This is a genomic window from Azospirillum sp. TSO22-1, from assembly GCF_003116015.1.
Taxonomy (GTDB): Bacteria; Pseudomonadota; Alphaproteobacteria; order Azospirillales; family Azospirillaceae; genus Azospirillum.
The window spans coordinates 31,565-57,992 of the sequence record NZ_LGQZ01000077.1; the positions used below are offsets into that span (position 1 = coordinate 31,565).

At 70.1% G+C, this 26,428-nt stretch carries 24 protein-coding genes and 1 pseudogene; 13 read left to right on the forward strand and 12 right to left on the reverse strand.

The features are described 5' to 3' along the window. Positions 1 to 109: 109 nt before the first annotated feature. Both TSO221_RS20185 and TSO221_RS20190 read left to right on the forward strand, forming a co-directional pair. A complete protein-coding gene (locus TSO221_RS20185) occupies positions 110 to 631 on the forward strand; it encodes a DUF488 domain-containing protein (RefSeq protein WP_247878149.1) in 522 nt (173 codons plus the stop codon). Positions 632 to 680: 49 nt separating this feature from the next. After that, a complete protein-coding gene (locus tag TSO221_RS20190; protein ID WP_109120321.1) occupies positions 681 to 1,523 on the forward strand; it encodes a metallophosphoesterase family protein in 843 nt (280 codons plus the stop codon). Positions 1,524 to 1,825: 302 nt separating this feature from the next. Here the strand turns inward: TSO221_RS20190 and TSO221_RS20195 are convergent, their stop codons facing one another. Beyond that, on the reverse strand, positions 1,826 to 2,173 hold the full coding sequence (locus TSO221_RS20195) for a RidA family protein (RefSeq protein ID WP_109120322.1): 348 nt from the start codon (positions 2,171 to 2,173) through the stop codon (positions 1,826 to 1,828). A 128-nt stretch (positions 2,174 to 2,301) separates the two neighbouring features. On the opposite strand from TSO221_RS20195, the gene TSO221_RS20200 reads away from it, so the two are divergent. Then, positions 2,302 to 2,706 (forward strand): hypothetical protein, encoded by a 405-nt coding sequence (locus TSO221_RS20200; protein ID WP_109120323.1) that lies wholly within the window; start codon positions 2,302 to 2,304, stop codon positions 2,704 to 2,706. A gap of 35 nt (positions 2,707 to 2,741) precedes the next feature. On the opposite strand, the gene TSO221_RS20205 is transcribed toward TSO221_RS20200, so the two are convergent. Beyond that, a complete protein-coding gene (locus TSO221_RS20205) occupies positions 2,742 to 5,291 on the reverse strand; it encodes an EAL domain-containing protein (RefSeq protein WP_109120351.1) in 2,550 nt (849 codons plus the stop codon). 320 nt (positions 5,292 to 5,611) lie between these two features. On the opposite strand from TSO221_RS20205, the gene TSO221_RS20210 reads away from it, so the two are divergent. Then, positions 5,612 to 6,406, forward strand: a complete 795-nt coding sequence (locus tag TSO221_RS20210) for a transporter substrate-binding domain-containing protein (protein ID WP_109120324.1) — start codon at positions 5,612 to 5,614, stop codon at positions 6,404 to 6,406. Between the two features lie 12 nt (positions 6,407 to 6,418). Further along, entirely contained in the window at positions 6,419 to 8,059 is a 1,641-nt protein-coding gene (locus tag TSO221_RS20215; protein ID WP_109120325.1) for a HAMP domain-containing sensor histidine kinase, read from the forward strand. On the opposite strand, the gene TSO221_RS20220 is transcribed toward TSO221_RS20215, so the two are convergent. Next, positions 8,025 to 9,506, reverse strand: coding sequence for a hypothetical protein (locus TSO221_RS20220; RefSeq protein WP_109120326.1), 1,482 nt, complete (start codon positions 9,504 to 9,506; stop codon positions 8,025 to 8,027). The genes TSO221_RS20215 and TSO221_RS20220 overlap by 35 nt on opposite strands. Before the next feature lie 222 nt (positions 9,507 to 9,728). Here TSO221_RS20220 and TSO221_RS20225 point away from each other — a divergent pair, with 222 nt between their 5' ends. Further along, entirely contained in the window at positions 9,729 to 11,363 is a 1,635-nt protein-coding gene (locus TSO221_RS20225) for a hypothetical protein (RefSeq protein WP_109120327.1), read from the forward strand. Between the two features lie 3 nt (positions 11,364 to 11,366). On the opposite strand, the gene TSO221_RS20230 is transcribed toward TSO221_RS20225, so the two are convergent. The 3 genes from TSO221_RS20230 to TSO221_RS20240 form a co-directional block, all read right to left on the reverse strand. Continuing rightward, entirely contained in the window at positions 11,367 to 11,687 is a 321-nt protein-coding gene (locus TSO221_RS20230) for a cupin domain-containing protein (protein ID WP_109120328.1), read from the reverse strand. Continuing rightward, the gene (dgcA, locus tag TSO221_RS20235; RefSeq protein WP_109120329.1) at positions 11,684 to 12,682 is read right to left on the reverse strand and encodes an N-acetyl-D-Glu racemase DgcA; all 999 of its coding nucleotides are present in this window, start codon (positions 12,680 to 12,682) and stop codon (positions 11,684 to 11,686) included. The genes TSO221_RS20230 and dgcA overlap by 4 nt, the downstream gene beginning before the upstream one ends. A gap of 82 nt (positions 12,683 to 12,764) precedes the next feature. Beyond that, complete coding sequence (locus TSO221_RS20240; RefSeq protein ID WP_109120330.1) at positions 12,765 to 13,808, reverse strand: methyl-accepting chemotaxis protein; 1,044 nt, start codon at positions 13,806 to 13,808, stop codon at positions 12,765 to 12,767. A 452-nt stretch (positions 13,809 to 14,260) separates the two neighbouring features. Here TSO221_RS20240 and TSO221_RS35530 point away from each other — a divergent pair, with 452 nt between their 5' ends. After that, positions 14,261 to 14,440, forward strand: a complete 180-nt coding sequence (locus TSO221_RS35530; protein ID WP_158284149.1) for a hypothetical protein — start codon at positions 14,261 to 14,263, stop codon at positions 14,438 to 14,440. A 94-nt stretch (positions 14,441 to 14,534) separates the two neighbouring features. Here the strand turns inward: TSO221_RS35530 and TSO221_RS36845 are convergent, their stop codons facing one another. From TSO221_RS36845 to minC, 6 genes and pseudogenes are all read right to left on the reverse strand, one after another. Then, complete coding sequence (locus tag TSO221_RS36845) at positions 14,535 to 15,845, reverse strand: methyl-accepting chemotaxis protein (RefSeq protein WP_109120332.1); 1,311 nt, start codon at positions 15,843 to 15,845, stop codon at positions 14,535 to 14,537. Beyond that, positions 15,820 to 16,344 carry a PAS domain-containing protein gene (locus tag TSO221_RS20255; RefSeq protein WP_109120333.1) on the reverse strand — a complete coding sequence of 175 codons (525 nt, stop codon included), beginning with the start codon at positions 16,342 to 16,344 and terminating at the stop codon, positions 15,820 to 15,822. The genes TSO221_RS36845 and TSO221_RS20255 overlap by 26 nt, the downstream gene beginning before the upstream one ends. A gap of 164 nt (positions 16,345 to 16,508) precedes the next feature. Beyond that, on the reverse strand, positions 16,509 to 17,885 hold the full coding sequence (locus TSO221_RS20260; RefSeq protein ID WP_247878150.1) for a CRTAC1 family protein: 1,377 nt from the start codon (positions 17,883 to 17,885) through the stop codon (positions 16,509 to 16,511). A gap of 378 nt (positions 17,886 to 18,263) precedes the next feature. Next, positions 18,264 to 18,512, reverse strand: a pseudogene (gene minE / locus TSO221_RS36965) (cell division topological specificity factor MinE); the annotation flags it as partial. Next, a complete protein-coding gene (gene minD / locus TSO221_RS20270) occupies positions 18,509 to 19,324 on the reverse strand; it encodes a septum site-determining protein MinD (protein WP_109120335.1) in 816 nt (271 codons plus the stop codon). The gene minD and the pseudogene minE, both read right to left, overlap by 4 nt. Before the next feature lie 31 nt (positions 19,325 to 19,355). Further along, positions 19,356 to 20,099 (reverse strand): septum site-determining protein MinC, encoded by a 744-nt coding sequence (gene minC / locus TSO221_RS20275; RefSeq protein ID WP_109120336.1) that lies wholly within the window; start codon positions 20,097 to 20,099, stop codon positions 19,356 to 19,358. A 715-nt stretch (positions 20,100 to 20,814) separates the two neighbouring features. Here minC and TSO221_RS20280 point away from each other — a divergent pair. The 6 genes from TSO221_RS20280 to TSO221_RS20305 all read left to right on the forward strand — a co-directional run bounded on the left by TSO221_RS20280 (position 20,815) and on the right by TSO221_RS20305 (position 26,373). Further along, on the forward strand, positions 20,815 to 21,567 hold the full coding sequence (locus TSO221_RS20280) for a PhoH family protein (protein ID WP_109120337.1): 753 nt from the start codon (positions 20,815 to 20,817) through the stop codon (positions 21,565 to 21,567). Positions 21,568 to 21,865: 298 nt separating this feature from the next. Beyond that, the gene (locus tag TSO221_RS20285; protein ID WP_109120338.1) at positions 21,866 to 24,001 is read left to right on the forward strand and encodes a bacteriohemerythrin; all 2,136 of its coding nucleotides are present in this window, start codon (positions 21,866 to 21,868) and stop codon (positions 23,999 to 24,001) included. 145 nt (positions 24,002 to 24,146) lie between these two features. Continuing rightward, entirely contained in the window at positions 24,147 to 24,746 is a 600-nt protein-coding gene (locus tag TSO221_RS20290; protein WP_109120339.1) for an SCO family protein, read from the forward strand. Between the two features lie 207 nt (positions 24,747 to 24,953). Then, the gene (locus tag TSO221_RS20295) at positions 24,954 to 25,316 is read left to right on the forward strand and encodes an AtpZ/AtpI family protein (RefSeq protein ID WP_109120340.1); all 363 of its coding nucleotides are present in this window, start codon (positions 24,954 to 24,956) and stop codon (positions 25,314 to 25,316) included. Between the two features lie 14 nt (positions 25,317 to 25,330). Further along, a complete protein-coding gene (locus tag TSO221_RS20300; protein ID WP_109120353.1) occupies positions 25,331 to 26,074 on the forward strand; it encodes a F0F1 ATP synthase subunit A in 744 nt (247 codons plus the stop codon). A gap of 74 nt (positions 26,075 to 26,148) precedes the next feature. Beyond that, a complete protein-coding gene (locus TSO221_RS20305) occupies positions 26,149 to 26,373 on the forward strand; it encodes an ATP synthase subunit C family protein (RefSeq protein WP_109120341.1) in 225 nt (74 codons plus the stop codon). The last annotated feature ends 55 nt before the right edge of the window (positions 26,374 to 26,428 follow it).

The following is a 26,428-nucleotide window of genomic DNA, read 5'->3' on the forward strand; positions in this document are numbered from 1 at the left end:
TGCTCTCTGCCCGTTCATCAGCAATCGCTGTGCCAACACCGCCGGGCCGCAGAAAACCTGGAGTTTCACCGCACGCCGCCGCGCCGGTGTCGGATCCGCCGACAGCAACGTGTCAAGAAACGTTGACACCGCCACCTCCCACGCCAAGCTCTGGGACATGGCCGGCACACCCACCATCTGGACCATCGGGTACGAGAAGGCGTCGCAGGACTCGGTGATCGCCGCCCTGCGCGCGGCGGGAATCCGGACGCTGCTCGACGTGCGCGAGCTGCCGCTGTCGCGCCGCGCCGGCTTCTCCAAGAGCCCGCTGCGCGCCGGGCTGGCCGAGGCGGGGATCGGCTACGTGCACCTCAAGGGCCTGGGTACGCCGGCCGAGGGCCGCATGGCCGGGCGGATGCACGACCACGAGCGCTTCTGGGCCATCGTCGAGCGCCGCATGGAGACCCCGGAGGCCGAGGCCGACCTGCAGCGCGCCGCCGCGATCGCCCGCGAGGAGCCCGCCTGCCTGCTGTGCGTCGAGGCCGACCCGTGCGTCTGCCACCGCCTGCGCGTGGCGCAGCTGCTGGCCGAGCGCTTCGGCTTCGCGGTCGAGCACCTCCATCCGGTGCTCTCCGACGGAGCCCGCCGCTAACCCCGATCCCCCCGTGCCGGCCGCCGGCCGCCGGGGGATAGTGCGCGTCATGAAGATCGCGATCCTGTCGGACATCCACGCCAACGGCCCGGCGCTGCGCGCCGCGCTGGACGCGATCCGCGCGCGTGGCGCCGACCGCGTCGTCTGCCTGGGCGACATCGTCGGCTACAACACCGACGTGGCGGAGTGCATCACTCTGCTGCACGAGGCGGGCGCGCTGTGCGTCGCAGGCAACCACGACCGCGCGGTGACCGGGCAGATCCCGGTGGAGGGGTTCTGCAACACCGCCATCCGCGCCATCGCCTGGACCCGGCGGCGGATCGAGCCCGAGTCGCTGGCCTTCCTGCGCGCCCTGCCGCTCAAGGCGGCCGTCGGCGGCCACCTGGTGGCGGTGCACGGCGCCCTGCATGTGGACGAGGGCTGCGAACTGCTGCGCCTCAACACGCCGGAGCGGCGGCGGCTGAGCGCCGACGCGCTGGCGGCGCACCCCTCCGGCGCGCGGGTCTGCGCCTTCGGGCACACGCACCGGTTGGGCGTCTACGAGATCGGCGCGGACGGCGCGGAGCGCGAACTGACCCGCGAGGCCGACGAGGTCCCGCTGCGCGACGGCTGCCGCTACCTCGTCAACCCCGGCACCATCGGCGAGCCGCGCACCGAGGAGACCCGCGCCACCTTCCTGCTGCTCGACACCGGGCGGCGCGTCATCGAGGTGGGCCGCGCTGCCTACGACGGGGCGGCGGTCGCGGCGCGGACGCGCGGCGCCGGGTTGGGGCGGCGCCTCGATTTCCTGCCGAGGACAGTGCGCACCACGCTGTGGCGCGGGGTCCAGCGGATGCGGCTGGCGGGGCTGGTGCGCCGTCTCAACGGCGTAGGCCCCGGGTCCGGGTGGTAGGAGACACCCGTTCTTTCGGATATCCCCAGAAAGTGTGGATAAGCTTGTGGGCGAATCTGAGGGCAACGCCACGCCACCCCGGAGATGACAGGCTCGTAACACCATTGCCCACGAATTAGGCATCCCCATCCGACCCCGGAGACCTTGATTTCCCTATGGCTGCCCATTCCAGGGGCAGTCCGGTCGCGGTTGCCGGGGCCGGCGGGAAGAGTCAAGCGAACGTCCTGGCAACCTGTGCACATCCCCTGCGGCGCCCCGCCGCAGAAACTAGGCCAAGGTCATAGAACGCCCGCTTGAGATCCTCACTTGGCGGCGATCACCTGGATCTCAACGAGGTATTCCGGGGCCGCCAGCTTGGCCTCGACGGTGGCGCGGGCCGGGGTGTTGCCGAGCTCGACCCAGGCTTCCCAGGCCTTGTTCATAGCGCCGAAGGTGGCGATATCGACCAGGTAGATGGTGGCCGAGAGGATCTTGCTCTTGGAGGTGCCGGCCTCGGCCAGCAGGGCGTCGATCTGGCCCAGGATCTCGCGGGTCTGCGCCTCGACATCGGGGCTCGGGGTGTTGGCGACCTGGCCGGCGAGATAGACGGTGTCGTTGTGGACGACCATCTGGCTCATGCGCGGGCCGCCGTGAAAGCGCTGGATCGACATGGGAATCTCCTGAAAAGGCTGGTGTGAAGGACCGGGGCTTGGTAGTCGGCGGGCACGAGTCCGCGCAAGGGTTTCTTCTTGCGCCGCTTCGCGCCACACTGCGGCCCGCTCCATCCCGAGAAGACACCATGAACGACGACACCAAACGCCGGCCCCTGGAAACCCCGTTCAAGCGCGGCGACCGCGTCACCATCCACACCGGCGAGAAGGGCCCGCAGAGCCTCACCCGCGTCGAGGGCTTCAAGAGCGAGGGCCGCTGCATGGAGCTGTCCGACGGCTCGCTGTGGCGCGCCGACGGCAAGCGGCAGTGGCACTTCAAGGGCGGCTTCTACAAGGGCCCCTGGGTCGAGCGGGAAGCCCCCGGCGACGCCGACCACATCGCCAAGCGCCGCACCATCGGGCACCTGCGCAAGTGGGCGCACGACCTGAGCATGGACAGCCCGCTCGGCGGCCCGGCGCTGCGGCGGATCCTGGATCTGGTGGAGAAGGAGACCGCGGCGGCGCAGCGCGAGGAGGAGGCGGAGGAAAAGTAAAAGTCCCTCCCCCGCCGGGGGCGAGGAAGGGTGATCTACTCCGCCGGCAGCAGGTCCTGGTTGAACAGGGTCTCCAGGTCGGCGGGCGACACGGCGCGGCTGACCAGGTGGCCCTGGATCTCGTCGCAGTTGGCCTGCTGCAGCACCTTCACCTGCTCCACCGTCTCCACGCCCTCGGCCACCGCGCGCATGCCGAGCGCGTGGCACAGGCCGATGATGGCGCGCACCAGCTCGCCGTCCTGGGTGGCGCCGCGCAGGCCGGCGATGAAGCTGCGGTCGATCTTCAGCGCGTGGATCGGCAGCTTGCGCAGCGCGCTGATGCAGGAATGGCAGGTGCCGAAATCGTCGATCGACACCGCCACGCCCAGCCGGTGCAGCCGCTCGATGGCGTCCGCCACCTCGGCCGGGTGGTCGAGCAGCGCCGCCTCGGTCAGCTCGATCTCCAGGTGCTGCGGCGCCAGGCGCGTGTCGGACAGCACGCGGCCGACCACGTCCACCAGCTCGGCGGTGGCGAACTGCCAGGGGGAGACGTTGACCGACATGCGGATCGGCGGCAGCCCGCGGTCCTGCCAGCTGCGGTTCTGCCGGCACGCCTCGGTCAGCACCCACTCGCCGATGGCCGGCATCAGGCCCATGCGCTCGGCCGTCGGCAGGAAGGACGCCGGCAGCAGCACGCCCATCTCCGGATGGTTCCAGCGGATCAGCGCCTCGGCGCCGATCATCCGGCCCGAGGTCATGTCCACCTTGACCTGGTAGGCCAGCGTGAACTCCCGGTTCTCCAGCGCGGCGCGCAGCCGGCTCTCGGCGACCAGCAGCTCGTGGCTGCGCGCGTTGAGCTGCGGCGAGTACACCTGGAAGCCGTTCCGCCCGCCCTGCTTGGCCTGGTACATGGCGAGGTCGGCGCACTTCAGCAGCGCCTCGGGGCTGTCGCCGTCCTCCGGATAGACGGCGATGCCGACGCTGGTGGTGACGTTGACCCGCCGCCCGCCGATCTCCACCGGGCGCTGGACGGCGCCGATCGCGCGCTCCGCCACCTTGGCGGCCTCGGCCGGGTCGGCCAGTTCGGAGAGCACCAGCACGAACTCGTCGCCGGCGATGCGGGCCACCGTGTCGCCCTCGCCGACGCAGCCGGACAGGCGGCGCGCCATCTCCGCCAACACACGGTCGCCCGCGTCGTGGCCCAGCGTGTCGTTGATGCGCTTGAACAGGTCGAGGTCGAGGAACATCACCGCCAGCGGCTTGCCGTGCCGGTGCGCGTTGGCGATCGCCTGCCCCAGCCGGTCCATCAGCAACCGGCGGTTCGGCAGCCCGGTCAGGCTGTCGAAGTAGGCGAGGTTCTTCACCTCCTCCTCGTAGCGCTTGCGCTTGGTGATGTCGGAGAAGATGGCAGCGTACTTGGTGATGCGCCCCGCGGCGTCGCGGATGGTGTTGATGCTCAGCCACTCGGCGTACAGCTCGCCGTTCTTGCGGCGGTTCCAGATCTCGCCCTGCCAGTGGCCGCGGTCGGTCAGCTCCTGCCACATGCGGCCGTAGAACGCCTCGTCGTGCAGGCCGGACTTCAGGATGCGCGGGCTCTTGCCCAGCGCCTCCTCCGCCGTCCAGCCGGTCAGGCGGGTGAAGGCGGGGTTGACGTATTCGATGACGCCGCCGGCCTCGACGATGATGACGCCCTCCAGCGACGCCTCGATCACCTGCCGGGCCAGGAACAGATCCTGGTGCGAGCGCATCAGCGCCTCGTCGCGCTCGCGCAGCGTGGCGTTGAGCTGGGCGATGTACTCGTACTGCAGCGTCGTCAGGATGTCGGCGAAGGACAGCAGACCGACGAAGCCGCCGCCCTCGTCGCGCACCGCCAGATGGCGGATGCCGTGCTTGGCGAACAGGTTGCGCGCGGTCAGCAGCGGCGCGTTGGCCTTCACCGAGACCAGCGGCCGGCTCGCCACGGCGCCGACGGTGCCGGCGTGCCGGCGCTTCGCGGCGAGGCGGACAAGGTCACGCTCGGTCAGCATGCCGGCGCCGTGGTCGGCGTCCTCCAGCACGATGGCGGCGTCGGCGCCGGCCGCGCGCATCCGCCGCGTCGCCTCGGCCAGCGGGATTCCCGGCGGCAGCAGCGTCGCCTCGCGCGTCATCACCGAGCGCACGTCGCGCAGCGTCAGGTACTGCTCGACCCCGTGGTTCAGCACGATGTCGGTCTGGCTGAGCATGCCCGTCGGCAGCCCCGCGTCGTCCACCACCAGCAGGTGGCGCACCCGCTCGTTCTTGAAGGCCAGGCCGGCTTCGCCGACGCTGGCCGACGCGGCGATGGTGCGCACCGGGCTGGCCATCGCCTCGCGGATCGGCCGCTCGAAGCCGGCGGGGCTGGAGAAGTCTATGGCCAGCGCGTCGCGCTCGGTCCAGATGCCGACGGCGTGCCCGTCCTCGACGACGATGATCGAGCTGAGATGCGCCTCGGCCATGCGCTGCGCGGCGTCGCCGACCGGGGTGTCCGACGCGCACGACAGCAGCTCGCGCGACGCGATGTCGCCGACGCTGCGGCCGGGCACCCCGCCCACCGCGTCGTCCACCGAATCCGCCGCCGCATCCACCATGTCCGACACGCCCGATCATTCCTCGCCGCGAACAGCCCGGCATTGGCAAAGTATAGCCTGGGCTGGGTTAACAGTGTGCTAGCGGCATTTCCTATGGCCGGTCAAGATGACGCAGGCAGTCGGCCGGATTCCGCGCGCCCGGGGCTTTGCGAAAATTTGCCGGTTTGCCGCCGAAGGCGACGCGATGGACGTGCAAATCCATTGAACGCCCCAACCATCGGTGTTAACCCCTCTCGACGGGCAGGTGTTGGCGAGCACGTCGCATTGACGAAGCTCGATTGCTTTCCTTAGCTGGCGGTTCAAGTCGAGGAAACCACGGCATGCGGCGGACTCTCGGGCGGATCGGCCTGGGATCACTTGATCGGCGCCTGTGGGCCGCGCTGCTCGCCGTCGTGCTGACGGCGGCGCCGGCCCGGGCCGGCCCGACGATCCGCGTGGCGGTGATGGAGGGGGCGCCGCCCTTCAGCCACCGCGCGCCGGACGGCACCCTGACCGGCTTCAACGTCGACATCATGCGTGCGCTGTGCCGGGCCATGGCCGCCACCTGCCGTTTCGAGGAGCTGCCGTTTCCGGACGTGCTGGAGGCGGTGGCCGCCGGCCGGTACGAGGTCGGGCTCGCCAACTTCCTGCGCACGCCGGAGCGTGAAGCGCGGGTGGCGTTCTCCGCGCCCTACTGGCGCTCCAGTTCCAGCGTCGTCGGCCCGGCGGCGGAGACCGACCGGGCGGTGCCGCAGGCGCTGGCCGGGCGCCGCCTCGCGGTGATCCGCGACTCGCGCCAGCACGCCTACGCCGCGCGCATCGCCGGCACGCTGGCGGCGCTGGTCGAGGCGCCGCACCTGGGCGGCGTCTGGGAGGCGCTGCGCGACGGCCGCGCCGAACTGGCGCTGGTATCGACGCTGGCCGCCTTCGGCTTCCTGATGTCGGAGGAGGGCAAGGCGTTCTCCACCGTCGGCACGCCGCTGACGGACGACGGCCTGGGCGGCACGGCGCACATCATCCTGGCCAAGGGCCGGCCCAACCTGAAGACCGCGGTGGACAGCGCCATCGCCGCCATCCGCGCCGACGGCTCCTACCAGGAGATCAACCGGCGCTACTTCCCCTTCGACGTCTACTGAGGCTCCCGACCCTTGGCCGCCGCCGCGCCCACCGACACCCTTCCCGCCGCCCGCGCCCCGACGCGACGCCCGATTCGCCGCCCGATTCGCCTGGGCCCGCTGATCCTGGCGGTCAGCGTGCTGATGCTGACCGTGGTGGGGGTGCTGTTCCTGGTCATCGCCCACCAGCAGCGCGCCATGCAGACGGCGGCGCAGGACGCGCACGACCGCGTCGCCCCGATGATCCTGGAACGCCAGCGCGCCGCGGTGAACCTGGAGCGCTTCAAACGCTACGGCGCCGTCACCGTCAACGCCGACCAGCCGCGCCAGCGGCGCGAGGCGCTGCTGGCGGCGCAGGCACTGGCCTACCACCCGTCCTTCCTGGTCGATCCGGCGCTCAGCCGGCAGATGACCGAGGCCTACGGCGTGCTGCGGCGGGCCAACGCGCTGCAGGACGAGGCCGACCGCCTGCGCGCTGGCGCCGCCCCGGCGCACGCCGACCTCGGCCCCGAGGCCGCCGCGGCGCTGCGCCGCGAAGCGGAAGCGCTCGACGAGCGGGCGGAGGCGATGTGGCAGGAGACCATCGCGGCGCTGGACGTCACCGCCGACCGGCTGTCGGTGGACGTCTCGCTGCTCACCGCCGGCCGCTTCGCCGAGATCCGCGACACCGCGCAGGGCGTGTCGGCGGTGCTGTCGGCCGGCTTCGTGACGGTGTTCGCGCTGCTGGCGCTGGCGGTGTGGCTGGCGCGCCGGCACATCGTGCGCCCGGTGCAGCGCGCGGCGCGGGCGCTGACGGCCATCAGCGACGGCGAGCGCGGCGTGCGCCTGCCGCCCGGCGGCACCGTGGAGACGGACACCATCTTCCGCGCCGTCGAGAGTCTGGACCGCACCATCACCGACCTGCGCACGGCGCAGAGCCATCTGGTGCAGACCGAGAAGATGGTGGCGCTGGGCTCGCTGGTGGCCGGGGTGGCGCACGAGATCAACTCGCCGCTCGGGGTGGCGGTCACCGCGTCGTCGCTGCTCGCCGACCGCACGCAGGCGATGGCGGAGCGCGTCGCCGCCGGCCCGATCCGCCGCGCCGACTTCGACGACTACCTGCACACCGCTACCGAGGTGACCGCCAGCGTGCAGGCCAACCTGGACCGCGCCGCCCGGCTGATCAGCAGCTTCAAGCAGGTCGCCGTCGACCAGACCAGCGAGGACCACCGCGCCTTCCCTCTCGCCGCCTACATCGGCGAGGTGATGCAGAGCCTGTCGGTCAGCCTGCGCAAGGCCAAGCTGGAGGTCGCCGTCGATTGCCCGGACGACATCGTGGTCGAGGGCTACCCCGGCGCCTTCGGGCAGCTGCTCACCAACCTCGCCATGAACTCGATCCTGCACGCCTTTGAACCGGGCCGGGGCGGCCGGCTGTCGGTGGCGGTGCGGGCGGAAGGCGATCAGGTGGAGCTGCGCTTCGCCGACGACGGAAAGGGCATTCCGCCCGAGTTGCGCGACCGCGTCTTCGAGCCGTTCTTCACCACCGCCCGCGGCCAGGGCAGCACCGGCCTCGGCCTGCACATCGTGTTCAATCTGGTGACCCAGCGCCTGAAGGGCCGCATTGCCCTGGAGAGCGAGCCGGGCCGCGGCACCACCTTCGTCATCCGCTTTCCGCGCAGCGTGCCGCCGGAGTGAGGGCCGGCGCGGCGTCCGGGCGCCGGGCAACCGCGATGCCCACCGCCATCGCCGCCAGCGGCAGCAGCCAGACCACCCGGTTCTGGTAGCGGTCGTGCACCGCCGACAGCCCCCCAGCGAAGCCCGCGTTCAGCACCAGCCCCAGCAGCATCACGCCGAGCAGCCCCCGCACCCGCCCGCCGAGCCGCCTTCCGAAACGCCGCCCGCGCGCCAGCCCCAGCCCGACCAGCGCCGCCCCCGCGACGCCCAGCACCGCCGCCTGCACCGCGTTCAGCGCGTCCAGCGGCAGCGCCTGCCGGAACTGCCGGGAGCCCAGGAACGCCTCGTACACCGGAGCGCCGAAGCGGCTGACGAACTGCCGCGTCCATGGCTTCACCGGCGCGTTCAGCGTCGGGTCGAGACCGGCGCGGACGAACTGCCGCGCCCCGTTCGCGACGACGTGGCCGAGGACGTCCAGCGGCCGGGTCCGCACCGTCTCGCGGACGATCTCCGACGCTTCAGCCAGGAAGCGCGGCGTGTCGCCGAAGGCATGCCGGGCGCCCTGCCGGTGCCAGAGGAAGTAGTCGGACACCGGGTAGCCCGGCGCCGCGCGCCCCAGGTCGTCGAGCCTGCCGCACAGCAGGTAGCCGCGCTCCGGGCAGGCTTCGGCGAGGTAAGCGCGCGCCGGCCCGTCGCCGATCAGCCGCGCCAGCAGGAACACCGGCGAGCTTTCCGACAGCACCGCCCGCCCGGCCAGCGCCAGATTGGCCGCCATCAGCACCACGGAAGCCAGCGCCAGCGGCGCGCCGAGCCCGAGCGCCACCGCCGCAACATCCCGCCGCCGCACCAGCGCCACCCCGCCCAGCACCACGATCAGCCCGGCGAGGATGGCGACGTGGCTGAGATGCACTGCCGTCAGGAAGGCCAGCAGCGCGCCGTCCCACAGCCGCCCAGGCCACCCCCGTTCCGCCCAGCCCAGCACGGTGGCCCCGGCGGCGAGAATCAGCAGGCCGGTGAACACATCCGGCATGACGTGGCCGGCGTGCACGGCCAAGCTGGTCAGCAGCGCCAGCGCCAGGATCACCCCGGCAAAGGCGGGCGGCCGCAGCGCCAGCCCGGCGGCGTCGAGTGCCCGGCGGATCACCAGCGCCGCCAGCACGCCCTGCGCCGCCGGAATCAGCCAGATCCCCCAGTCGCCGGCGAACGGCAGCAGGAAGACCGCGTATGGAAACGGCCGCAGAAAGAAGACGTTGTCGGAGAACGGCACGCCCGCGGCGGGCTCCGGAGGGCGCAGCCACGCGGGCGGGGCGTGCGGATGCAACAGGTTGAAGGCCGGCTCGAAATAGCCCGGACTGTCGTCGAACAGCAGCGGAAAGCCGTTGAGCAGCAGCACCGGCAGGCCGATCAGCAGCCCGCACGCCGCGATCAGCGCGATCTCCGTCCACAGCCGTTCCCGACCATGCGCCATGCGGCCGGCTCCCCGTCGTTGCGACGCAGCAACATGCGCCCTTCCCGCGGGGTGCCCATCCCCCGACGGGGGTACGAACCGTTTCCCCAGGCATCCCCGAATGCACCCCGGCGCACGCCGAACGTGGATTTTGGCCCTCCTGAGGGACAGCGAAGGAAGACTTGCCGCTCCCGGACGCTGTTGTGCAGCGCGTTCAGGGATCCCCGGGCGAGGAGAGAGGCATTGGCGTCGCAGAACGAAGCCTCGTTGCCATCGGAGACCGGGCTGGCGCTCGGCCCCGCCATCGCACGCTCGCGTGAGCGGATGCTGTTCAACGGCGCCGTGCTGGTTCTGGTGCTGGCGCTGTGGAGCATCCCGCGCCTCAGCTTCGCCGACGGCGGCGTGCACATCGCCATGGCGCACCTGCTGACCGCGCTGCTGGACGGCTCGGCGCACACGGTGCTGGCCCGTTATTTCGAGCTGAACCTGCAGACCGAGCCGAACTGGTTCATCTACCCGGTCCTGGCGCTGCTGCTTCAGGTGTTCGAGCCACACACGGCAGAGAAGGCGCTGCTGACCGGCTACGTCCTCGGCCTGCCCTTCGCCTTCCGCTACGCGGTCACCGCGCTGCGGCCGGAGAACGCGCCGCTGTCGTGGTTCGCCCTGCCCTTCGTGTTCTCCTGGCCGCTCAACCTCGGGCTCTACAACTTCATCTTCAGCCTGCCCTGGCTGTTCGTGGCGCTGGGCTACGCGCTGCGCCACCGCGACGACCTGACGCCGAAGCGCGCCGCCGTCCTGGCGCTGCTGGCGGTGGGCACCTATTTCGCCCACGTCACCTCGGTGATCGTGCTGGTGCTGGTGCTGGGCGCGCTGGGCGGCTGGCGGCTGTGGCGCGAGGGGGCGCGGGCGTGGCCGCCGGTGCTGGCGAGCGCCGCGGCGCTGCTGCCGGTGCTGGCGCTGACCGCGGCGTTCGCGCTGCGCAACGCCGGGCAGGAGATCGGCTACGGCCCCGACCCGTGGTACCGCACCAAGATGCTGCTGTACGGCAACCCGCTGCTGTCGCACACCCGGTGGGAGGGGCTGTTCACCACGCCGCTGGCGCTGCTGCCCTTCGCCGCGGCCGGGCTGCTGCTGTGGCGGCGGCGCGGCGGCGGCTGGACGGCGGCGGACGGGCTGCTGCTGGGCGCCGCGGGCGTGACGCTGTTCAGCTACGTCATCCCGAACAACACGTCCGGCGGCGGGCTGGCGGTGCAGCGCCTCCAGATCTACCCGTACCTGCTGGTCATGCTGTGGCTGGCCGCGACCACCGACTGGCCGGCGCTGCGCCGGGCGACGGTCGCCGTGGCCGGCGTGGCCGCGGCGGGGCTGCTGGCGGTCAACCTGGTCTACAACCACCTGCACAGCCGCTACGTGGCGGAGTTCGAGACGGCGGCGAGCTACCTGGAGCCGGGCAGCACCATGCTGCTGCTCGACTTCACCGGCTGGAACCACAGCCCGGACGGGCGGTACGACAGCTTCCGCATGAACTTCATCGGCCATCCGCAGTCGCGCTTCGTCGCCGGCCGGCCGGTGGTGGACCTGAACCTCTACCAGGCATCGACACCCAACTTCCCGGTCAGGTACCGGTATTGGAACGACCCGTACCTGCACGTGCGCGGCAACGGCGCGCATCCCGAGGCGCCGCCGTCCGACGAATTCCTGATGGCCGGCACGCGCAGCGACGTCCAGGTGGACTACGCGCTGGTCTGGGGCCTGACGCCCGAGCGCGCCGCCGCCGACCGCGCCAGCCTGACGCTCGACCAGCTGGCCGAGGGCTACGAGCTGCTGCACGTGTCGGAGAACGGGTGGATGCGGATCTACCGGCGCAAGGGGCGGTGAGCGTCACCCCCGGTAATGCACCGCCAGCCACACGGTCGGCCGGTCCGGGTCGGTCCAGGCGACCCGGTGCCGGGCGTGCGCCGGGATGACCAGCCAGTCGCCGGGGGCGAGGGTGCGCACCGCCGCGCCCTCCATCTCCAGCCCGGCCGATCCGGCGACCAGCAGGACGAACTCCGCCCACTCCTGATCGTACCAGAAGCCCGCGGGCGAGGCCTGCCCGGTGGAGACGATGCGCTCCACCCGCGCGCCGTCGGCCTCGGCCAGCACGGTGAACAGCTCGTCCGGCAGGTTGGCCGGCAGCGCGGCGAGCAGGTTGCCGCTCATCCCCACAGCTCCGGCTGCGGCGGGTGGACCAGGGCGCCGTCGTAGCGCAGGCCGGGCGTGCGGTCCTCGGCGAGCAGCAGCGGGCCGTCCAGGTCGACGAACGCCGCCCCCTGCCCGGCCAGCACCGCCGGCGCCATCGCCAGCGAGGTCGCCACCATGCAGCCGACCATCACCTTGAAGCCCGCCGCCTCGGCCGCCGCCTTCATCAGCAGCGCCTCGGTCAGGCCGCCGGTCTTGTCCAGCTTGATGTTGACGACCTGGTACAGCCCCCGCAGCCGCTCCAGCGACGCCAGCCCGTGGCAGGACTCGTCGGCGCCCAGCGGCACCGGACAGCGGTAGCCGCGCAGCGCCTCGTCGTCGCCGGCGGGCAGCGGTTGCTCGATCAGTTCAACGCCCAGCGCCGCGAAGGCCGGGGCGTAGCGGGCGAGGTGGTCGAGCGTCCAGCCCTCGTTGGCATCGACGATCAGCCTCGCCCCAGGAGCGGCCTCACGCACCGCGTGCACGCGCTCCAGGTCGCCGTCGCCGGTCAGCTTCATCTTCAGCAGCTCGTGCCGCGCGGCGGCCTGGCGGGCGGCGGCGGCCATGATCTCCGGCTCCTCCAGGCTCAGCGTGAAGCAGGTGGCGAGCGCCCTGGGCTCGACCGGCAGTTCGGCGAGGATCCAGGCGGGGACGCGGGTGCGCTTGGCCTCCAGGTCCCACAGCGCGCAGTCCAGCGCGTTGCGCGCCGCCCCCGGCTTCATGGCGGTGCGCAGCGACAGCCGGCCGAGCCCGTCGGCGACGCGGTCGGCCATGGCCTCCAGCTCGCCGACCACCGCGTCCACGCTCTCGCCGTAGCGGGCGTAGGGCACGCATTCGCCGCGGCCGGCGAAGCCGTCGTCGTCCCGGACCTCGGCGACCACCACCTCGGCGGCGGTCTTCGAGCCCCGGGAGATCCGGAAGGCGCCGCGGATCGGGAAGCTCTCGCGGCGGACGAGCAGGCGGCGGGTCGGGGGCATGGCGGGCCTTCGGCGGCTGCGGTTCAGCGAAAGATACCCGCCCCCTCCCCCGGATCAAGGCCCCCGGATCAAGGTCGGTGTGTCAGGAAAGGCCGGCGCCCTTGCCCTGCACGATCACCCCGTACCAGCCCAGCCCGCGGTAGGTTTCGTAGCCGGGGGTGAGCGCGAAGGCGACGTGGCGGCCGTCGGGCTCCAGGTAGTGGCCCATGGTGCGCCCCTCGGTGCGCAGCGGCACCACCTCCGACAGCAGGCCGCGGCCGTCGGACGAGGCGATCACCCGGTGCCGGGCGTCCACCAGCAGGCAGCGGCTGTGCTCGCGCTCGCCCTCCTCCAGCCGCACGCCCTCGACGACGGCGCGGGCCTGCGGCTCCCAGTCGAAGAAGATGCCCAGCACGCCGACCGGCTCGCCGCCCGCCTCGCCGTCGCGGCGGATGGCGGTGGCGTAGGTGGCGACCACGCGGTCGTCGAGCCGGCGGTTGCGGCCAACGTCGCCCACCGTGAACTCGCCGCCGTCGCGGGTCGCCAGCGCCTGGCGGAACCACGGCTCGTCGGTCACCAGCGCGCCGATGGCGCCGGGGTACATGTTCGGCCGGCCGGTGGCGATCACCTCGCCCGCCCTGTTGCAGATCCACAGGTCAAGATAAACGGTGTAGGATTCCAGGATGACGCCGAGGCGGTGCGCGGCGTGCTTGCGCGCCGCCGCGGTCGGGTCGGCGGCGCAGTTGACCACCGCGCTGTCCGTCGCCCACCATCGCACGTCGCACGAGCGTTCGTACAGGTTGCGGTCGATGATCTCGATCATGTTGAGCGACAGGTCGGCCAGCCGCTTGCCCTTCATCTCGCGCACCATGTCGGTGCCGGCGTTCATCAGGTGATCGACGCGCGCCACGATCTCCGAGCGCAGGTCGCGGGTGACGACGTTGACCTGCTTGGAGATCTCCGACACCTCGTTGGCGACGACGGCGAAGCCGCGGCCCGCCTCGCCGGCGCGCGCGGCCTCGATCAGCGCGTTCATGGCCAGCATCTTGGTGCGCCGGGTGATATCCTCGATCAACGTGACCTTGCGCGAGGCGACGTCGAGCACGTCGCGGGACAGGTCGAACAGCGGGTTGCCTGCAACGCTCATGAATTTCCCTCTCCCGGAATCGTTTGTGCGGTGCACATCAAATCCCGTGCCAGAAAGAGCGCGCGGCGGACGTTGTCACACAAATACTTGATAATGATCAATTTGAAACAATCAGCGCAAAGATAACCATAATAAAATTAAGTGTTTCGCCAGAGGACTTTGCCGCAAACATCGGCAGGTCGCGCACCGCGGGGGCACCGTGCGGCCCGAACGATGTCCTGGCTGTAACAATACCGCCGGGTTGCGCAATCGCATTGCGCACAAGTTGCGGTTTCGTGTCTGAACTTGCGAACGCGAGCCTTCGTCTGCCCAAAACACGGGCATCCATCGCGCGGCCATGCAGCGGACGCTGGGCGTCCCGTCCCGGCTATACCATCAGCGCAGTGTCACGCGGCGCCGGGATGTGCCACCCTTTGGACCATCGGTTCAACAAACGGAAAGGAGGTGATCCAATGTCTCATGGAGCCAAGCCGGTCATCGCTGCGGCGTTCGGCGTTGCGGTTCTGCTGACGGCGGGGATCGCCGTTGCCGACTGCGGGCCGTCCCACAAGACCGTCAGCCTTCCGCAGGCGCCGTCGACTGACACGGTCGCCAAGCCGCCCGTTTCCACTCCGGGCAGCACCCGCGGCTGAAGACCGCTCGCACCATGCACGACGGGCCGCCCCGCAGGGGGCGGCCCGTTTTCTTTTGGCCCGTTTTCTTTTGAATGGCAGGGACGAAGCGACGTCACGCCACCTTGTGGATCTCGTCCAGGAAGACCTGAACCTCGCGGGTCAGGCGGTCGGCCTGGGCGGCCATCTGCTCCGAGGCGGAGAACACCTCATGCGCGGTGCCGCTGGTCCGCGTTGCGGCGTCGGTGACCTCGCGGATGTCGTCGGACACCGCGCGGGTGCCGGCGGCCGCGTGCTCCATGTTGTGGACGATCTCGCGGATGGCGCCGCCCTGGTGCTCGATGGCGTCGGCGATGCCGCCGGCGATGCTGTTGATCGACTGGATGGTGCGGCCGATGCCCATGATGGCGCCCACCGCCTGCTCGGTGGAGGACTGGATGCCGGAGATCTGCTGGGCGATCTCGCCCGTCGCCTTGCCGGTCTGGTCGGCCAGCCGCTTGACCTCCTGCGCCACCACGGCGAAGCCCTTGCCGGCCTCGCCCGCCCGCGCCGCCTCGATGGTGGCGTTCAGCGCCAGCAGGTTGGTCTGCGACGCGATGTCGTTGATCAGCGTCACCACGTCGCCCACGGTGCGCGCCGCGCCCGACAGGTTGCCGACCAGGCCGTTGGTGCGCTCCGCCTCGTCGGCCGCCTCGGCGGCGACGCTGGCGACCTGCCCGACCTGACGGGCGATCTCGCCGATGGAGGTCGACAACTCCTCGGTGGCCGCCGCCACGCCGCCGACGCTGGAGCCGGTCTGCGCCGCCGCCGCGGCGACCGAGGACGCCTTGCCGGTGGCGGTCTGCGCGTCGGTCTCCATGGTGCGGGCCGACATTTCCAGCTGGTGCGCGGTGCTGGCCACCTCGGCGCAGACCTGCCGGATGTGCCCCTCGAAGCGCTCGGTCACCCCGGCGAAGCCCTTGACCTTCTGCGCCATGGCGTCGGTGGCGGCGTTGATGGTGCCGCTGGCGCGCAGGAAGCTGCCCTGCATGCCCCTCGCCACGATGCGGCGGAAGTACTTGTTGGCGGAGACGTGGCTCATCGACGCCGCCGCCTCGCGCACGAAGGCGTCGGTTCGGTCGATCAGGTCGTTCAGCTCGTGGAACAGCTCGCCCAGGTCGCCGCCCTCGCGGATGTGGACGACGCGCACCTCGAAGTCGCCGCGGGCGACGGACCGGCACACCGCGCCGGCCTCGCGCACCGCGCGCGCGGCGCGGCCCAGGCTCAACACCACGCCGGCCAGCGCCGCCAGCGCCAGCCCACCCAGCGCCAGCCGCAGCCACGCCCCGCCAAGGTTGGCGAGATCCACCGCCACGCCCGCCACCAGCAGCGCACCGGCCAGCAGCGCCAGCCCCGACGCCCTAGAGAGAGAAGACGAATTCGTCATACCCGATCCCCTTCTCCGTCAGGAGCGCGACGACGGCGGCGAACGCCGCCTCCATGCCCTGTTTGCGGTCGGCGTGCCTGTCCTCGATCTCCAGCAGCGTGCGGTAGAGCGGTACCACCTTCTCGATGGCCGAACGCTCCGGAACCCGGCGGCTGGAATGGTAGCCGATGACCCGCCCGGAGTCGTCGTAGCTGGGGGTGACGTGCGCGAAGACCCAGTAATGGTCGCCGTTGCGCGCCCGGTTGATGACGTAGGCGAAGATCTCCTGGCCAGCGCCCAGGGTGTCCCACAGCAGCTTGAAGACGCAGCGCGGCATGTCCGGATGGCGCACGATGGAGTGCGGCTGGCCGAGGAGGTCCTCCTCGCCGTAGCCCGCCACGCGCTGGAACACGCGGTTGGCGTAGGTGATGCGCCCCTTGAGGTCCGTCTTGCTGACGATCACCTCGTCAGGCTCGAAGAACCGCTCCACCCCGGTAAGGGGAACGTCGCGACGTGCCATGCGATGCCTCGATGGTCCCGTGGTCGGCGCCCGGGACTCATTGTTTCAAAATTGTCATCTCTCCAGGCTGGCTTTCCCAAAGGAAATGCACGGCCTGCGGCACAATAGGTGGGGCCCACGGTCGAAAAAAGATTAATATTTATAACCGAACTGAAATATCACAGTCACTCGGGCGGGTGCGGCACGGTGAGGACGCGGCCGACCGGCGGGTTCTCGATGATGGCGGCCATGCCGCTGGGCCAGCGCACCTCGACCCGCTCCACCGCATCGGCGCTGCCCAGCCCGAAATGCGCCACCGGCTCCATCTGGCAGAGATAGCCGGACCCGGCGCAGACCACCCGCGTCTGCCGCCGCCCGCGCGCGGTGCAGATGACCAGTGCGCCGCGCGCCGGCGCACCGTAGGGGGTGAGCGGCTGCACGCGCAGCCAGTGGTTGGCGTTGGGCAGCGTGCGGTAAAAGGACAGCGGCTGCGCCTCCGACTCGCCGTGCGCGATGATGAGTTCCAGACGGCCGTCGCCGTCCAGGTCGGCCACCGCGGCGCCGGTGCCGGTCCCCCGGGGCTCCGCCGCGTCGCCCAGATCCACCTCGGTCCAGGCGTCGTCGCGCCAGGCGAACAGCCGGTTGGGCTCGCCGAAATTGTTGAAGAACAGCTCCTGGTGGCCGTCGTTGTCGAAGTCGGCGGCGATCACCGTGCGCACCCGCGAGGGCAGCGACAGGTCGCCGTTCGCCGCATCGACGAAGCCGCCGCCGGCCCGCTGCTGGTAGAGGCGGTGCGGCCCCTCCCAGTTGCCGACCAGCAGGTCGAGCAGCCCGTCGCCGCCGGCGTCCAGCACCGCGACGCCGCGCGCCGCGTTGCGCGAGTCGGCGATGCCGCGCTCGCCGGCAATCTCCTCGAAGGTGCCGTCGCCGAGGTTGCGGAACAGGAAGTTGGGGCCGGCCTCGTTGACCGCGACGATGTCCATGCGGTCGCCGAGCAACGGGGCGGCGAGCAGCCCGCGGCCGATCCCGATGAGGTCGATGCCCGCCTCCTCCGCCGTGTCGATCAGCCGGCCGCGGCGGCTCAGCTCATAGAGGCGCAGCGGTGCCTCCTCGGTGGCGATGACGAAGCCGTAACGCCCGCGCCCCTCGCGGTCGATGGCGGCGACCGAGCGGCCGGGCAGCCGGTTGGCGGCGGACGCGTTCTCCGACTGGCTCAGCAGGTCGAGCCAGCGCTTGCCGAAGCCGGCGAACAGCCGGTCGCAGGTCTCGTCCGGCTGGCCGCCGCAATCGGCGTTGAGGACGTAGATCTCCTCGCGCCCGTCGCCGTCCATGTCGGCGGCGGCGACGCCCACCGCCTTGCGCGACGGATCGGCGAGCACCGGGTCGGCGATGTCGGAGAGGGTCTTCCCGTCCCACTTGAGCACGAGGTTGGCGGTGCCGTAGCCGGCGACGAACACCTCGAACGCGCCATCACCGTCCACGTCGGCCACCGCGACGCCGTTCGACAGGCGCGGCTCGTTGCCGGCGATCTGGTCCGAGCAGTCCAGGAACATCGGCGCCATCCCTTCCCCATGTTTATCTGAGGAATACCCCCGGACGGGCCGGGCGTAAACCCGGACGGAAGCGTAGGCGGCGGTGGAAAGCGGCGAAGCGTGACACCCTTTATACCGTCATGGCCGGGCCTGTCCCGGCCATCCACGTGCCCGAACGCCCACAAACGTCCGGGTGCGTGGATGACCGGGACAAGCCCGGCCATGACGGTACATGGGGAAAAGGTGCAAAAGCGCGGCTCACCGCCGCTTCGACACGCCGCCGTTGGTGAGCACGCTGGCCGCCGACTTGATCGGCACGGCCTTGTCGTCGTCCTCGTCCTTGGCGACGCCGTTGGCCGGCTTGGACGGGACGGCGTCCTTGACCGCCGACGGCGCCTTGATCTGGTCGCGGCCCGGCAGCTCGATGTTGACCTCCAGCGTCGAGCAGTCGCCGCCGCGGTCGAGCTTCACCTCGACCTTGTTGGCGTCGATGTCCACGTACTTGGCGATCACCGCCAGCAGCTCCTGCTGGAGCATCGGCAGATAATCCGGCCCGGACCGCCCGACCCGCTCGTGCGCCATGACGATCTGCAGGCGCTCCTTGGCCTGGACGGCCGAGGTCTTCGGAGCGGAGCGGAAGAAGCTGAAGATGCTCATGCGCTCCTCCGCAGGAGGCGGCTGAACAGCCCCTTCTTCTGCACGGTGGTGAAACGGTGCTCGACGTCCTCGCCCAGGAAGCGGCCGACCGCGTCCAGATAGGCCTGCCCGGCGTTGGAGTTCTCGTCGAGGATCACCGGCATGCCGATGTTGGAGGCGCGCAGCACCGCCTGGCTCTCCGGGATCACGCCCAGGAGCGGGATCGCCAGGATCTCCAGCACGTCGTCGACCTTCAGCATCTCGCCCTTCTCGACGCGCTCCGGATCGTAGCGGGTGAGCAGGAGCTGCTGGGTGACCGGCTCCATGCCCTGCTCGGCCCGGCGCGACTTGGCGCTCAGCACGCCCAGGATGCGGTCGCTGTCGCGCACCGAGGAGACCTCGGGGTTGGTCACGATGATCGCGTGGTCGGCGAAGTACAGCGACATCAGCGCGCCGCGCTCGATGCCCGCCGGGCTGTCGCAGACGATGTAGTCGAACTCCTTGCACAGCTCGTTCAGGATGCGCTCGACCCCCTCCTTGGTCAGCGCGTCCTTGTCGCGCGTCTGCGAGGTGGGGAGGATGTACAGGTTGTCGACCCGCTTGTCCTTGATGAGCGCCTGGTTGAGCTTCGCCTCGCCGTTGATGACGTTGATGAAGTCGAACACCACGCGGCGTTCGCAGCCCATCACCAGGTCGAGGTTGCGCAGGCCGACGTCGAAGTCGATGACGACCGTCTTGAAGCCGCGCAAGGCGAGTCCGGTCGCGAAAGCGGCTGACGACGTCGTCTTGCCGACGCCGCCCTTGCCGGAAGTCATGACGATGATCTTGCCCAACGAGCCTCTCCTACGAAGCTAGAGTTTCAAATCACAGCAGTGCGATGTGCAGAAAGCCGTCGTCCAGTCGGATCTGCACGGCCTTCTTGAGAAGCGACGGGTCCAGGTCCTCGCTGACGCGGTAGAGGCCGGCGATCGACACCACCTCGGCCTCCAGGCTCTGGCAGAAGATGCGGGCGCCGCTGTCGCCCGAGATGCCGGCCAGCGCACGCCCGCGCAGCGCGCCGTAGACGTGGATGTTGCCGTCCGCCAGCACCTCGGCGCCGTGGCTGACCGACGCGGTGACGATCAGGTCGGTGCCCTGCGCGTAGAGCTGCGTGCCGGAGCGCACCGGCTCGGTGACCACCAGGGCGGGGCGGAACACCGGCTCCGGCGGCGGCGCCACCGGCTGACCCGAGCTGTCCACCGGCCGCGCCAGTTCCAGCTTCGCGGCGCGCCCGGTCGGCATCGGCACCAGTCCGCAGGCCAGCGACTGCTCCTGCACCGCGGCCGGGCCGCCGTGGAAGCCGATGGGCAGCAGGTACTGCTCGCGCACCCTGCCGACGAAGGCGGCGACGTCGAACGCCACCGCGTCCGGCAGCTCGTCGAAGTCCAGCACGATCGGCGCGTGGCGGAAGAAGTTGGGCGCCTGGCGCACCTTGCCGGCCAGCGCCGGGAAGAAGTTCGCCGATGCCGGGTCGAGCACCTTCAGCACCATCATGGTGAAGGAGTTGCCCCGCAACTGGAACGGCGCGTCCCGTTCGCTCACCTGACCGGCGCTGCTCACCGCCACCATCCTGACCGCCCTGCCGTATCCAAGTCGCCCGCGAAAACCATCCACGCCGTGCGGGCGGCCGGCGAGCCAGCCCCCTTCTAGCCATGCGTGCCAGCCCGGTTCAAGTGCCACCGCGCCGGAAAGGAGTGACAACGATCAGCCCTGCACACACGGCATAGGCCCCATCGGGCGGGCCGCCCGCCTTCCCAGGCCGGGCAATCCGTCGGAGGCGCCAATGTGTTGGGCTGAGGATGCTCCTCACCACAAAGTATAGTAACTTAACCCGATATTGTGGGTAAAGCGTTTCCTGCGGCAAGATCCGCCGCGATTTCGCGTGGAAAGGCGGGGACTTCCCCAACCGGGGCACGCCGCCCGCGCCGCCGGCGCACCCCCAGCGGCAACACGCCGCACCTGGGTCCTATCCACAACATCTTGTATGAAATTTTTACGTAGGCCGCAACTTCGGCTGACAGCGGCCGTTCCCCTCGGGTATGGTTCGTCATGCGAGGCACACTTCCGGACGAGGAAACTGGCTTGCAGCGATCTCTGCCCTCGACGCCCCCACCGATCATCGCGGCCTTTCACGGCTTCGGCGGTACGGGCGTCGGCCTCGCAGCGGCAAGCCGACGTCGGGCACGCATCATCACGAACACGCACGTTGCCGTGACCTCCCCCTGCGGGAGGTTTTTTTGTGCCCGGCGCAAACCGCCCATCCCCCTGACGTGAGGAGAGCGACATGGCCAAGCGACAGACCAAAGGCAGCCCGGCCGCGCAGGTGTCCGACGCGAAGATCCACCCGCTGTTCCCCAACGGCGCCTGGGATCCGCTGACCGGCTCGACGGCCGGGGACGACCGCCGCGACCAGAGCTACCTGCGCAAGGTCAAGCCGCAGAGCCCCAACCAGAAGGCGCTGCTGGACGCCATCCAGGAACACAACCTCGTGGTGGCGCTCGGCCCGGCCGGCACCGGCAAGACCTATCTGGCCATCTCCTCCGCCGTCGAAGCCCTGGACGGCGGCAAGGTCGACCGCATCGTGCTGTCCCGTCCGGCCATCGAGGCAGGCGAGAGCATCGGCTACCTGCCCGGCGACATGCACGAGAAGATGGCGCCCTTCCTGCGCCCGCTCTACGACGCGCTGTCCGACCGCCTGGGCGGCAAGCGGCTGCGCCAGCTGATGCAGGACGGCACCATCGAGATCGCCCCCGTCGGCTTCATGCGCGGCCGCACGCTGAACAACGCCTTCGTGGTGATCGACGAGGCGCAGAACTGCACCTACGCGCAGATCAAGATGCTGCTGACGCGGCTGGGCTGGCACTCGACCATGGTGCTGACCGGCGACCCGGACCAGACCGACCTGCTCGACAACCTCTCCGGCCTCGCCGACATCGCGCGGCGGCTGGAGGCAGTGGACGGCATCGCCGTGGTCCGCCTCAGCGAGACCGACATCGTCCGCCACCCGCTGGTGGCCAGCATGCTGACCGTGCTGTAGATGGAGCCTTAGCCCCTCTCCCTCAACGGGAGAGGGGTTGGGGAGAGGGTGGCGAACGTTGCGTCCTGCGCGCTACCGCGCGCTGCCCCCTCTCCCTACCCTCTCCCGCGAGGGGAGAGGGAGCAAAGACACTTTCGAACCATACGCCACCGTAACGTGGTCACACCACCTGCATCGCTCCACCACTGCGACAGGTTGCCTCTTCCCCAATCGTTCGAGCTCTGCCATAAAGATTGCAAAAATTTTAATGGAATTGCCGTCTATCGGCGGCGTCCGCAATCTCGGGGGGAGCGCGGCGATGTTCGAGCGCATCAGCATCAAGGCGAAGATTTCCGTCATCCTGGCCGTGTCGGCGGTCGGGCTGGTGCTCGTGCTGGCGCTGAGCCTGTTCAGCCTCAAGGCCGAGATGATGAAGGACCGCCAGGACAAGACGCGCAGCGTCGTCGAGACGGCCCACACCATGATCGCGCACCACGAGGCGCAGGCGCGCAAGGGCGCCGTCACGGTCGAACAGGCGCAGGCCGCCGCCAAGGACGCGCTGCGCGCCATGCGCTACGCCGGCGACGAGTACTTCTTCGTCAGCGACCTCAACGCGCGCATGGTCATGCACCCGATCAAGCCGGAGCTGGACGGCCAGGACCAGTCGCAGAACGCCGACCCCAACGGCAAGAAGCTGTTCATCGCCTTCGCCGACACCGTGCGCCGCGACGGCGCGGGCTTCGTCGACTACCTGTGGCCGAAGCCGGGCTCGTCGGCGCCGGTGCCGAAGCTGACCTACGTCAAGGGCTTCCAGTCCTGGGGCTGGGTGGTCGGCTCGGGCATTTACATCGACGACGTCGAGGCGGCGTTCTGGTCGGCGGCGCTGCGCCTGGGCGGGCTGGGGCTGCTGGTGACGGCGCTGGGCGTGTCGGTCGGGCTGCTGATCAGCCGGGGCATCGTGCAGCCGGTGCGCGCCACCACCGCCATCATGCAGCGCCTCGTCGGCGGCGACACCGACTTCGAGGTGCCGGGCCAGGGCCGCGGTGATGAACTGGGGGTCATGGCCCGCGCGGTGGAGGTGTTCCGCGGTCACCAGGTGGCGCTGAAGGAGCACTGGGAGCGCCAGCAGGTGGAGCACCGCGTGACCGAGCAGCGCGCCCGCGCGCTGGAGCGGCTGACCGACCACTTCGACGCCACCGTCACCAGCATGATCGCCGCCGTCACCCAGGCGGTGGGGGGGCTGGAGCGCACCGCCGAGAGCCTGTCGAACACCGCCGACCGCAACATGCAGCAGGCCGCGTCGGTGGCCGGCGCCTCGCAGCAGGCGACCGCCAACGTGCAGACCGTGGCCGCGGCGGCCGAGGAGCTGTCCGGCTCGATCGCGGAGATCAGCGGCCAGGTCGCCGTCAACGCGCGGATCTCCGCCCAGGCGGTGCAGGCGTCGGAGCGCGCCAACGCGCAGATCGCCAACCTGGGCGAGGCTGCCCGCCGCATCGGCGAGGTGGCCGACCTCATCACCTCGATCGCCAGCCAGACCAACCTGCTGGCGCTCAACGCCACCATCGAGGCGGCGCGGGCGGGCGAGGCCGGCAAGGGCTTCGCCGTGGTCGCCGGCGAGGTGAAGAACCTCGCCAACCAGACGGCGCACGCCACCGAGGAGATCGCCCAGCAGATCACCGGCGTGCAGCAGGCCACCGACCACGCGGTGACCGCCATCCGCGAGATCACCGCGATCATCGGCCAGAGCGACCAGATCGGCACCTCCATCGCCACGGCGGTGCAGCAGCAGGGCGCCGCCACCGGCGAGATCGCCCGCTCCGCCAGCGAGGCGGCGATGGGCACCGAGCAGGTCTCGGCCAACATCAGCCACGTCTCGGACTCCGCGCTGGAGACCGAGAACGCCGCCAAGACCGTGTTGACCGCGGCACAGAGCCTGACCACGCAGGCGGACTCGCTGAAGTCGGTGGTGGACAGCTTCCTGATCAGCGTCGAGGCGGTGAACGCCGCCGGCATCGGCGACCTGTTCGCCGCGTCGGGGCACGAGCTGTACATGCCCTGGTCGAAGGAGCTGATCATGGGCAACGACGACATCGACAACGACCACATGATCCTGGTCGGCCTCATCAACCGCGTGAACGACAACGTCCGCAAGGGCCGCTCGGCCGCCGTGGTCGGCGAGGTGGTGGAGCAGCTGATCGCCTACACCGCCCTGCACTTCGGCCACGAGGAGCAGATGATGCGGGACTCCGCCTACTCCGGCCTCGCCGAGCACCACGCCCAGCACGAGGCGCTGAAGACCCGCGCCGCGGAACTTGGCCAACGCATCAAGTCCGGCGCCACCACCGCCGGCGACGAGTTGCTGCGGCTGGTGCGCGACTGGCTGGTGGAGCACATCCGGGAGCACGACAAGCGTTTCGCCGACCACTTGGCGCGCACCGCGGCGAAGGCGGCATAGGCTGGCTTGAGCGCCGCGACGCCCGGCATCTCCTGTCTCGCCGGCAGGCCGGGCTTCGGTGTCGCCTCGACCTGACCGACAAGACTGACGGCCATGCCGCCGCACCCCCTTGACCTTGGCCGTGCGACACCCTTCATTGGGCGGTATGAAGGCCCGCATCCTGCGCATCGCGCTCGCTTCCCTCGTCGGACTCGCCATCGCCGCCGGCATCGCCTGGTGGCAGGTGCGGCACGCCACCCAGCAGGTGGCGACCTCGGCCGCCGCCGTCGGCGGGCCGTTCCGCCTGACCGACCACACCGGCAAGGCAGTCACGGACGCCGACTACCGCGGCAAGTACCTGCTGATCTACTTCGGCTACACGTTCTGCCCCGACGTCTGCCCGACCGAGCTGAGCACCATGGCCGCCGCACTGGACAAGCTCGGCCCGACCGCCGACACGGTGCAGCCGCTGTTCATCACTATCGATCCGGAACGCGACACGGTGGCGCACATGGCCGACTACGTGCCGCTGTTCCACCCGCGGCTGGTCGGCCTGACCGGCACGCCGGACGAGGTGCGCACGGTCGCCAGGGAGTACCGCGTGTACGCCGCCAAGGCCCCCGGCAGCAGCGGCGAGGCGTACCTGATGGACCACTCCAGCTTCGTCTATCTGATGGGACCGGACGGGAAATTCGTCGCCGTGTTCCCCGGCGGCACCGGCCCCGAAAAGATGGCCGCCGACATCAAGAAACGCACCGGCGGTTGACGCGGGCTTGACGGATTCCGCACCAGCGAAGGCTCGACCGCGTTGAATCCTCGTCCAAAACCGGCCGGAGAATCCGGAATCGCCGGCTTTTCAAGCACTTGCCTCAAGGGTTTTGCTTCTTGACAGGGTAGTGCCCTGTCCGTATGGTCTCGCCGCTTTCGCGTGGTGGCGAGCGAACGGGGAAACGCAACGGGGCATGACAACGGCATGACCGACCCAAAGCGTCCTCCATCGCTTGAAGAGCTCGACGCCCGATTGCGCAAGGCGCGGGAAAGCCAGGAGCAACGCTCCGGGCCCAGCCGGTTCGCCGGCACCCCGCAGGGCCCCATCGGGGTCGCCTGGCGGATCGGGGTGGAGCTGGTCGCCGCGATGATCGTCGGCGTCGGCGGCGGGTGGCTGATCGACCGCTGGCTTGGTACGGCACCGTGGGGCCTGATCGTCATGTTCTTTTTGGGCTCCGCGGCGGGAATTATGAACGTCTACCGGGCCATCTCCGGGCTCGGCTTGGCTCCCGGCTATCGCCGGAACGACACAGAAGACCCAGAGCGCCCGAACGGCGACGGACATTGAGCGAGGACGCGACCTTGGATCCGCTGCACCAATTCCAGATCAACCCCATCATGCAACTGGTCATCGCCGGGTACGACGTGTCGTTCTCGAACTCGGCGCTGTTCATGGTCGTCGCCGCGCTGCTGGTGTACGGCCTGCTGGTGCACGGGATGAAGGCGCGCGCGCTGGTCCCCGGCCGCCTGCAGTCGCTGGCCGAGATGTTCTACGAGTTCGTCGCCGGCATGGTGCGCGAGAACGCCGGACATGACGCGAAGCCGTACTTCCCGTTCGTCTTCACGCTGTTCATGTTCATCCTGTTCGGCAACATGCTGGGCATGATCCCCTACACCTTCACCTTCACCAGCCACATCATCGTGACTTTCGCGCTGGCGCTGACGGTGTTCGTGTTCGTGACGGTGCTGGCGCTGATCAAGCACGGCCTGCACTTCTTCTCCTTCTTCATGCCGCACGGCGCTCCGGTGGCGCTTGCCCCGATCCTGATCCCGATCGAGGTGATCTCCTACGTGATGCGCCCGGTCAGCCTCTCGATCCGACTGTTCGCCAACATGATGGCGGGCCACACCATGCTGAAGGTGTTCGCCGGCTTCACGGTCCTGATGATCGGCGGGCTCGGTTCGGTCGGCTTCCTCGCCGGTCTGGTTCCCATCGCGATCAACATCGCGCTGACCGGCTTCGAGTTCCTGGTCGCGTTCCTGCAAGCGTACGTCTTCTCGATCCTGACCTGCCTGTACATCCGCGACGCCCTCGAGCTGCACTAAGCGCACCGAGTTCCGACCGGACGTGTCCTGAGTTACCCATCACCAGTTCACCCTTCAGAAGAGGAATGAGTACAATGGAAGCTGAAGCCGCAAAGTTCGTCGGCGCTGGTCTGGCCGTCATCGCCCTCGCCGGCGTCGGCATGGGCATCGGCAACATCTTCTCGACCCTGATCGGCTCGATCGCCCGCAACCCGGCGGTGCAGCCGAAGGTGTTCCCGATCGGCATTCTGGGCTTCGCGCTGACGGAAGCCGTCGCGCTGTTCGCCCTGCTGATCGCGTTCCTGATCCTGTTCGCCTAAGGCTCGTCCAGACGCGACTTTCGCTTCTGAAGCGGCGCCGGCTCCAGTTCCGGAT

Excerpts from the sequence above, each read along its gene's own strand:
- TSO221_RS20285 (WP_109120338.1), top strand. The coding sequence starts at position 21,866 with ATGTTCGAGCGCATCAGCATCAAGGCGAAGATTTCCGTCATCCTGGCC.
- minC (WP_109120336.1), bottom strand. The coding sequence starts at position 20,099 with ATGGTGGCGGTGAGCAGCGCCGGTCAGGTGAGCGAACGGGACGCGCCG.
- TSO221_RS20290 (WP_109120339.1), top strand. The coding sequence starts at position 24,147 with ATGAAGGCCCGCATCCTGCGCATCGCGCTCGCTTCCCTCGTCGGACTC.
- TSO221_RS35530 (WP_158284149.1), top strand. The coding sequence starts at position 14,261 with ATGTCTCATGGAGCCAAGCCGGTCATCGCTGCGGCGTTCGGCGTTGCG.
- TSO221_RS20195 (WP_109120322.1), bottom strand. The coding sequence starts at position 2,173 with ATGTCGATCCAGCGCTTTCACGGCGGCCCGCGCATGAGCCAGATGGTC.
- TSO221_RS20240 (WP_109120330.1), bottom strand. The coding sequence starts at position 13,808 with ATGAGCGTTGCAGGCAACCCGCTGTTCGACCTGTCCCGCGACGTGCTC.
- TSO221_RS20230 (WP_109120328.1), bottom strand. The coding sequence starts at position 11,687 with ATGAGCGGCAACCTGCTCGCCGCGCTGCCGGCCAACCTGCCGGACGAG.
- TSO221_RS20255 (WP_109120333.1), bottom strand. The coding sequence starts at position 16,344 with ATGGCACGTCGCGACGTTCCCCTTACCGGGGTGGAGCGGTTCTTCGAG.
- TSO221_RS36845 (WP_109120332.1), bottom strand. The coding sequence starts at position 15,845 with ATGACGAATTCGTCTTCTCTCTCTAGGGCGTCGGGGCTGGCGCTGCTG.
- TSO221_RS20220 (WP_109120326.1), bottom strand. The coding sequence starts at position 9,506 with ATGGCGCATGGTCGGGAACGGCTGTGGACGGAGATCGCGCTGATCGCG.
- TSO221_RS20210 (WP_109120324.1), top strand. The coding sequence starts at position 5,612 with ATGCGGCGGACTCTCGGGCGGATCGGCCTGGGATCACTTGATCGGCGC.
- TSO221_RS20295 (WP_109120340.1), top strand. The coding sequence starts at position 24,954 with ATGACCGACCCAAAGCGTCCTCCATCGCTTGAAGAGCTCGACGCCCGA.
- TSO221_RS20305 (WP_109120341.1), top strand. The coding sequence starts at position 26,149 with ATGGAAGCTGAAGCCGCAAAGTTCGTCGGCGCTGGTCTGGCCGTCATC.
- TSO221_RS20200 (WP_109120323.1), top strand. The coding sequence starts at position 2,302 with ATGAACGACGACACCAAACGCCGGCCCCTGGAAACCCCGTTCAAGCGC.
- TSO221_RS20280 (WP_109120337.1), top strand. The coding sequence starts at position 20,815 with ATGGCCAAGCGACAGACCAAAGGCAGCCCGGCCGCGCAGGTGTCCGAC.
- TSO221_RS20260 (WP_247878150.1), bottom strand. The coding sequence starts at position 17,885 with ATGGCGCCGATGTTCCTGGACTGCTCGGACCAGATCGCCGGCAACGAG.
- TSO221_RS20190 (WP_109120321.1), top strand. The coding sequence starts at position 681 with ATGAAGATCGCGATCCTGTCGGACATCCACGCCAACGGCCCGGCGCTG.
- TSO221_RS20205 (WP_109120351.1), bottom strand. The coding sequence starts at position 5,291 with ATGGTGGATGCGGCGGCGGATTCGGTGGACGACGCGGTGGGCGGGGTG.
- dgcA (WP_109120329.1), bottom strand. The coding sequence starts at position 12,682 with ATGCCCCCGACCCGCCGCCTGCTCGTCCGCCGCGAGAGCTTCCCGATC.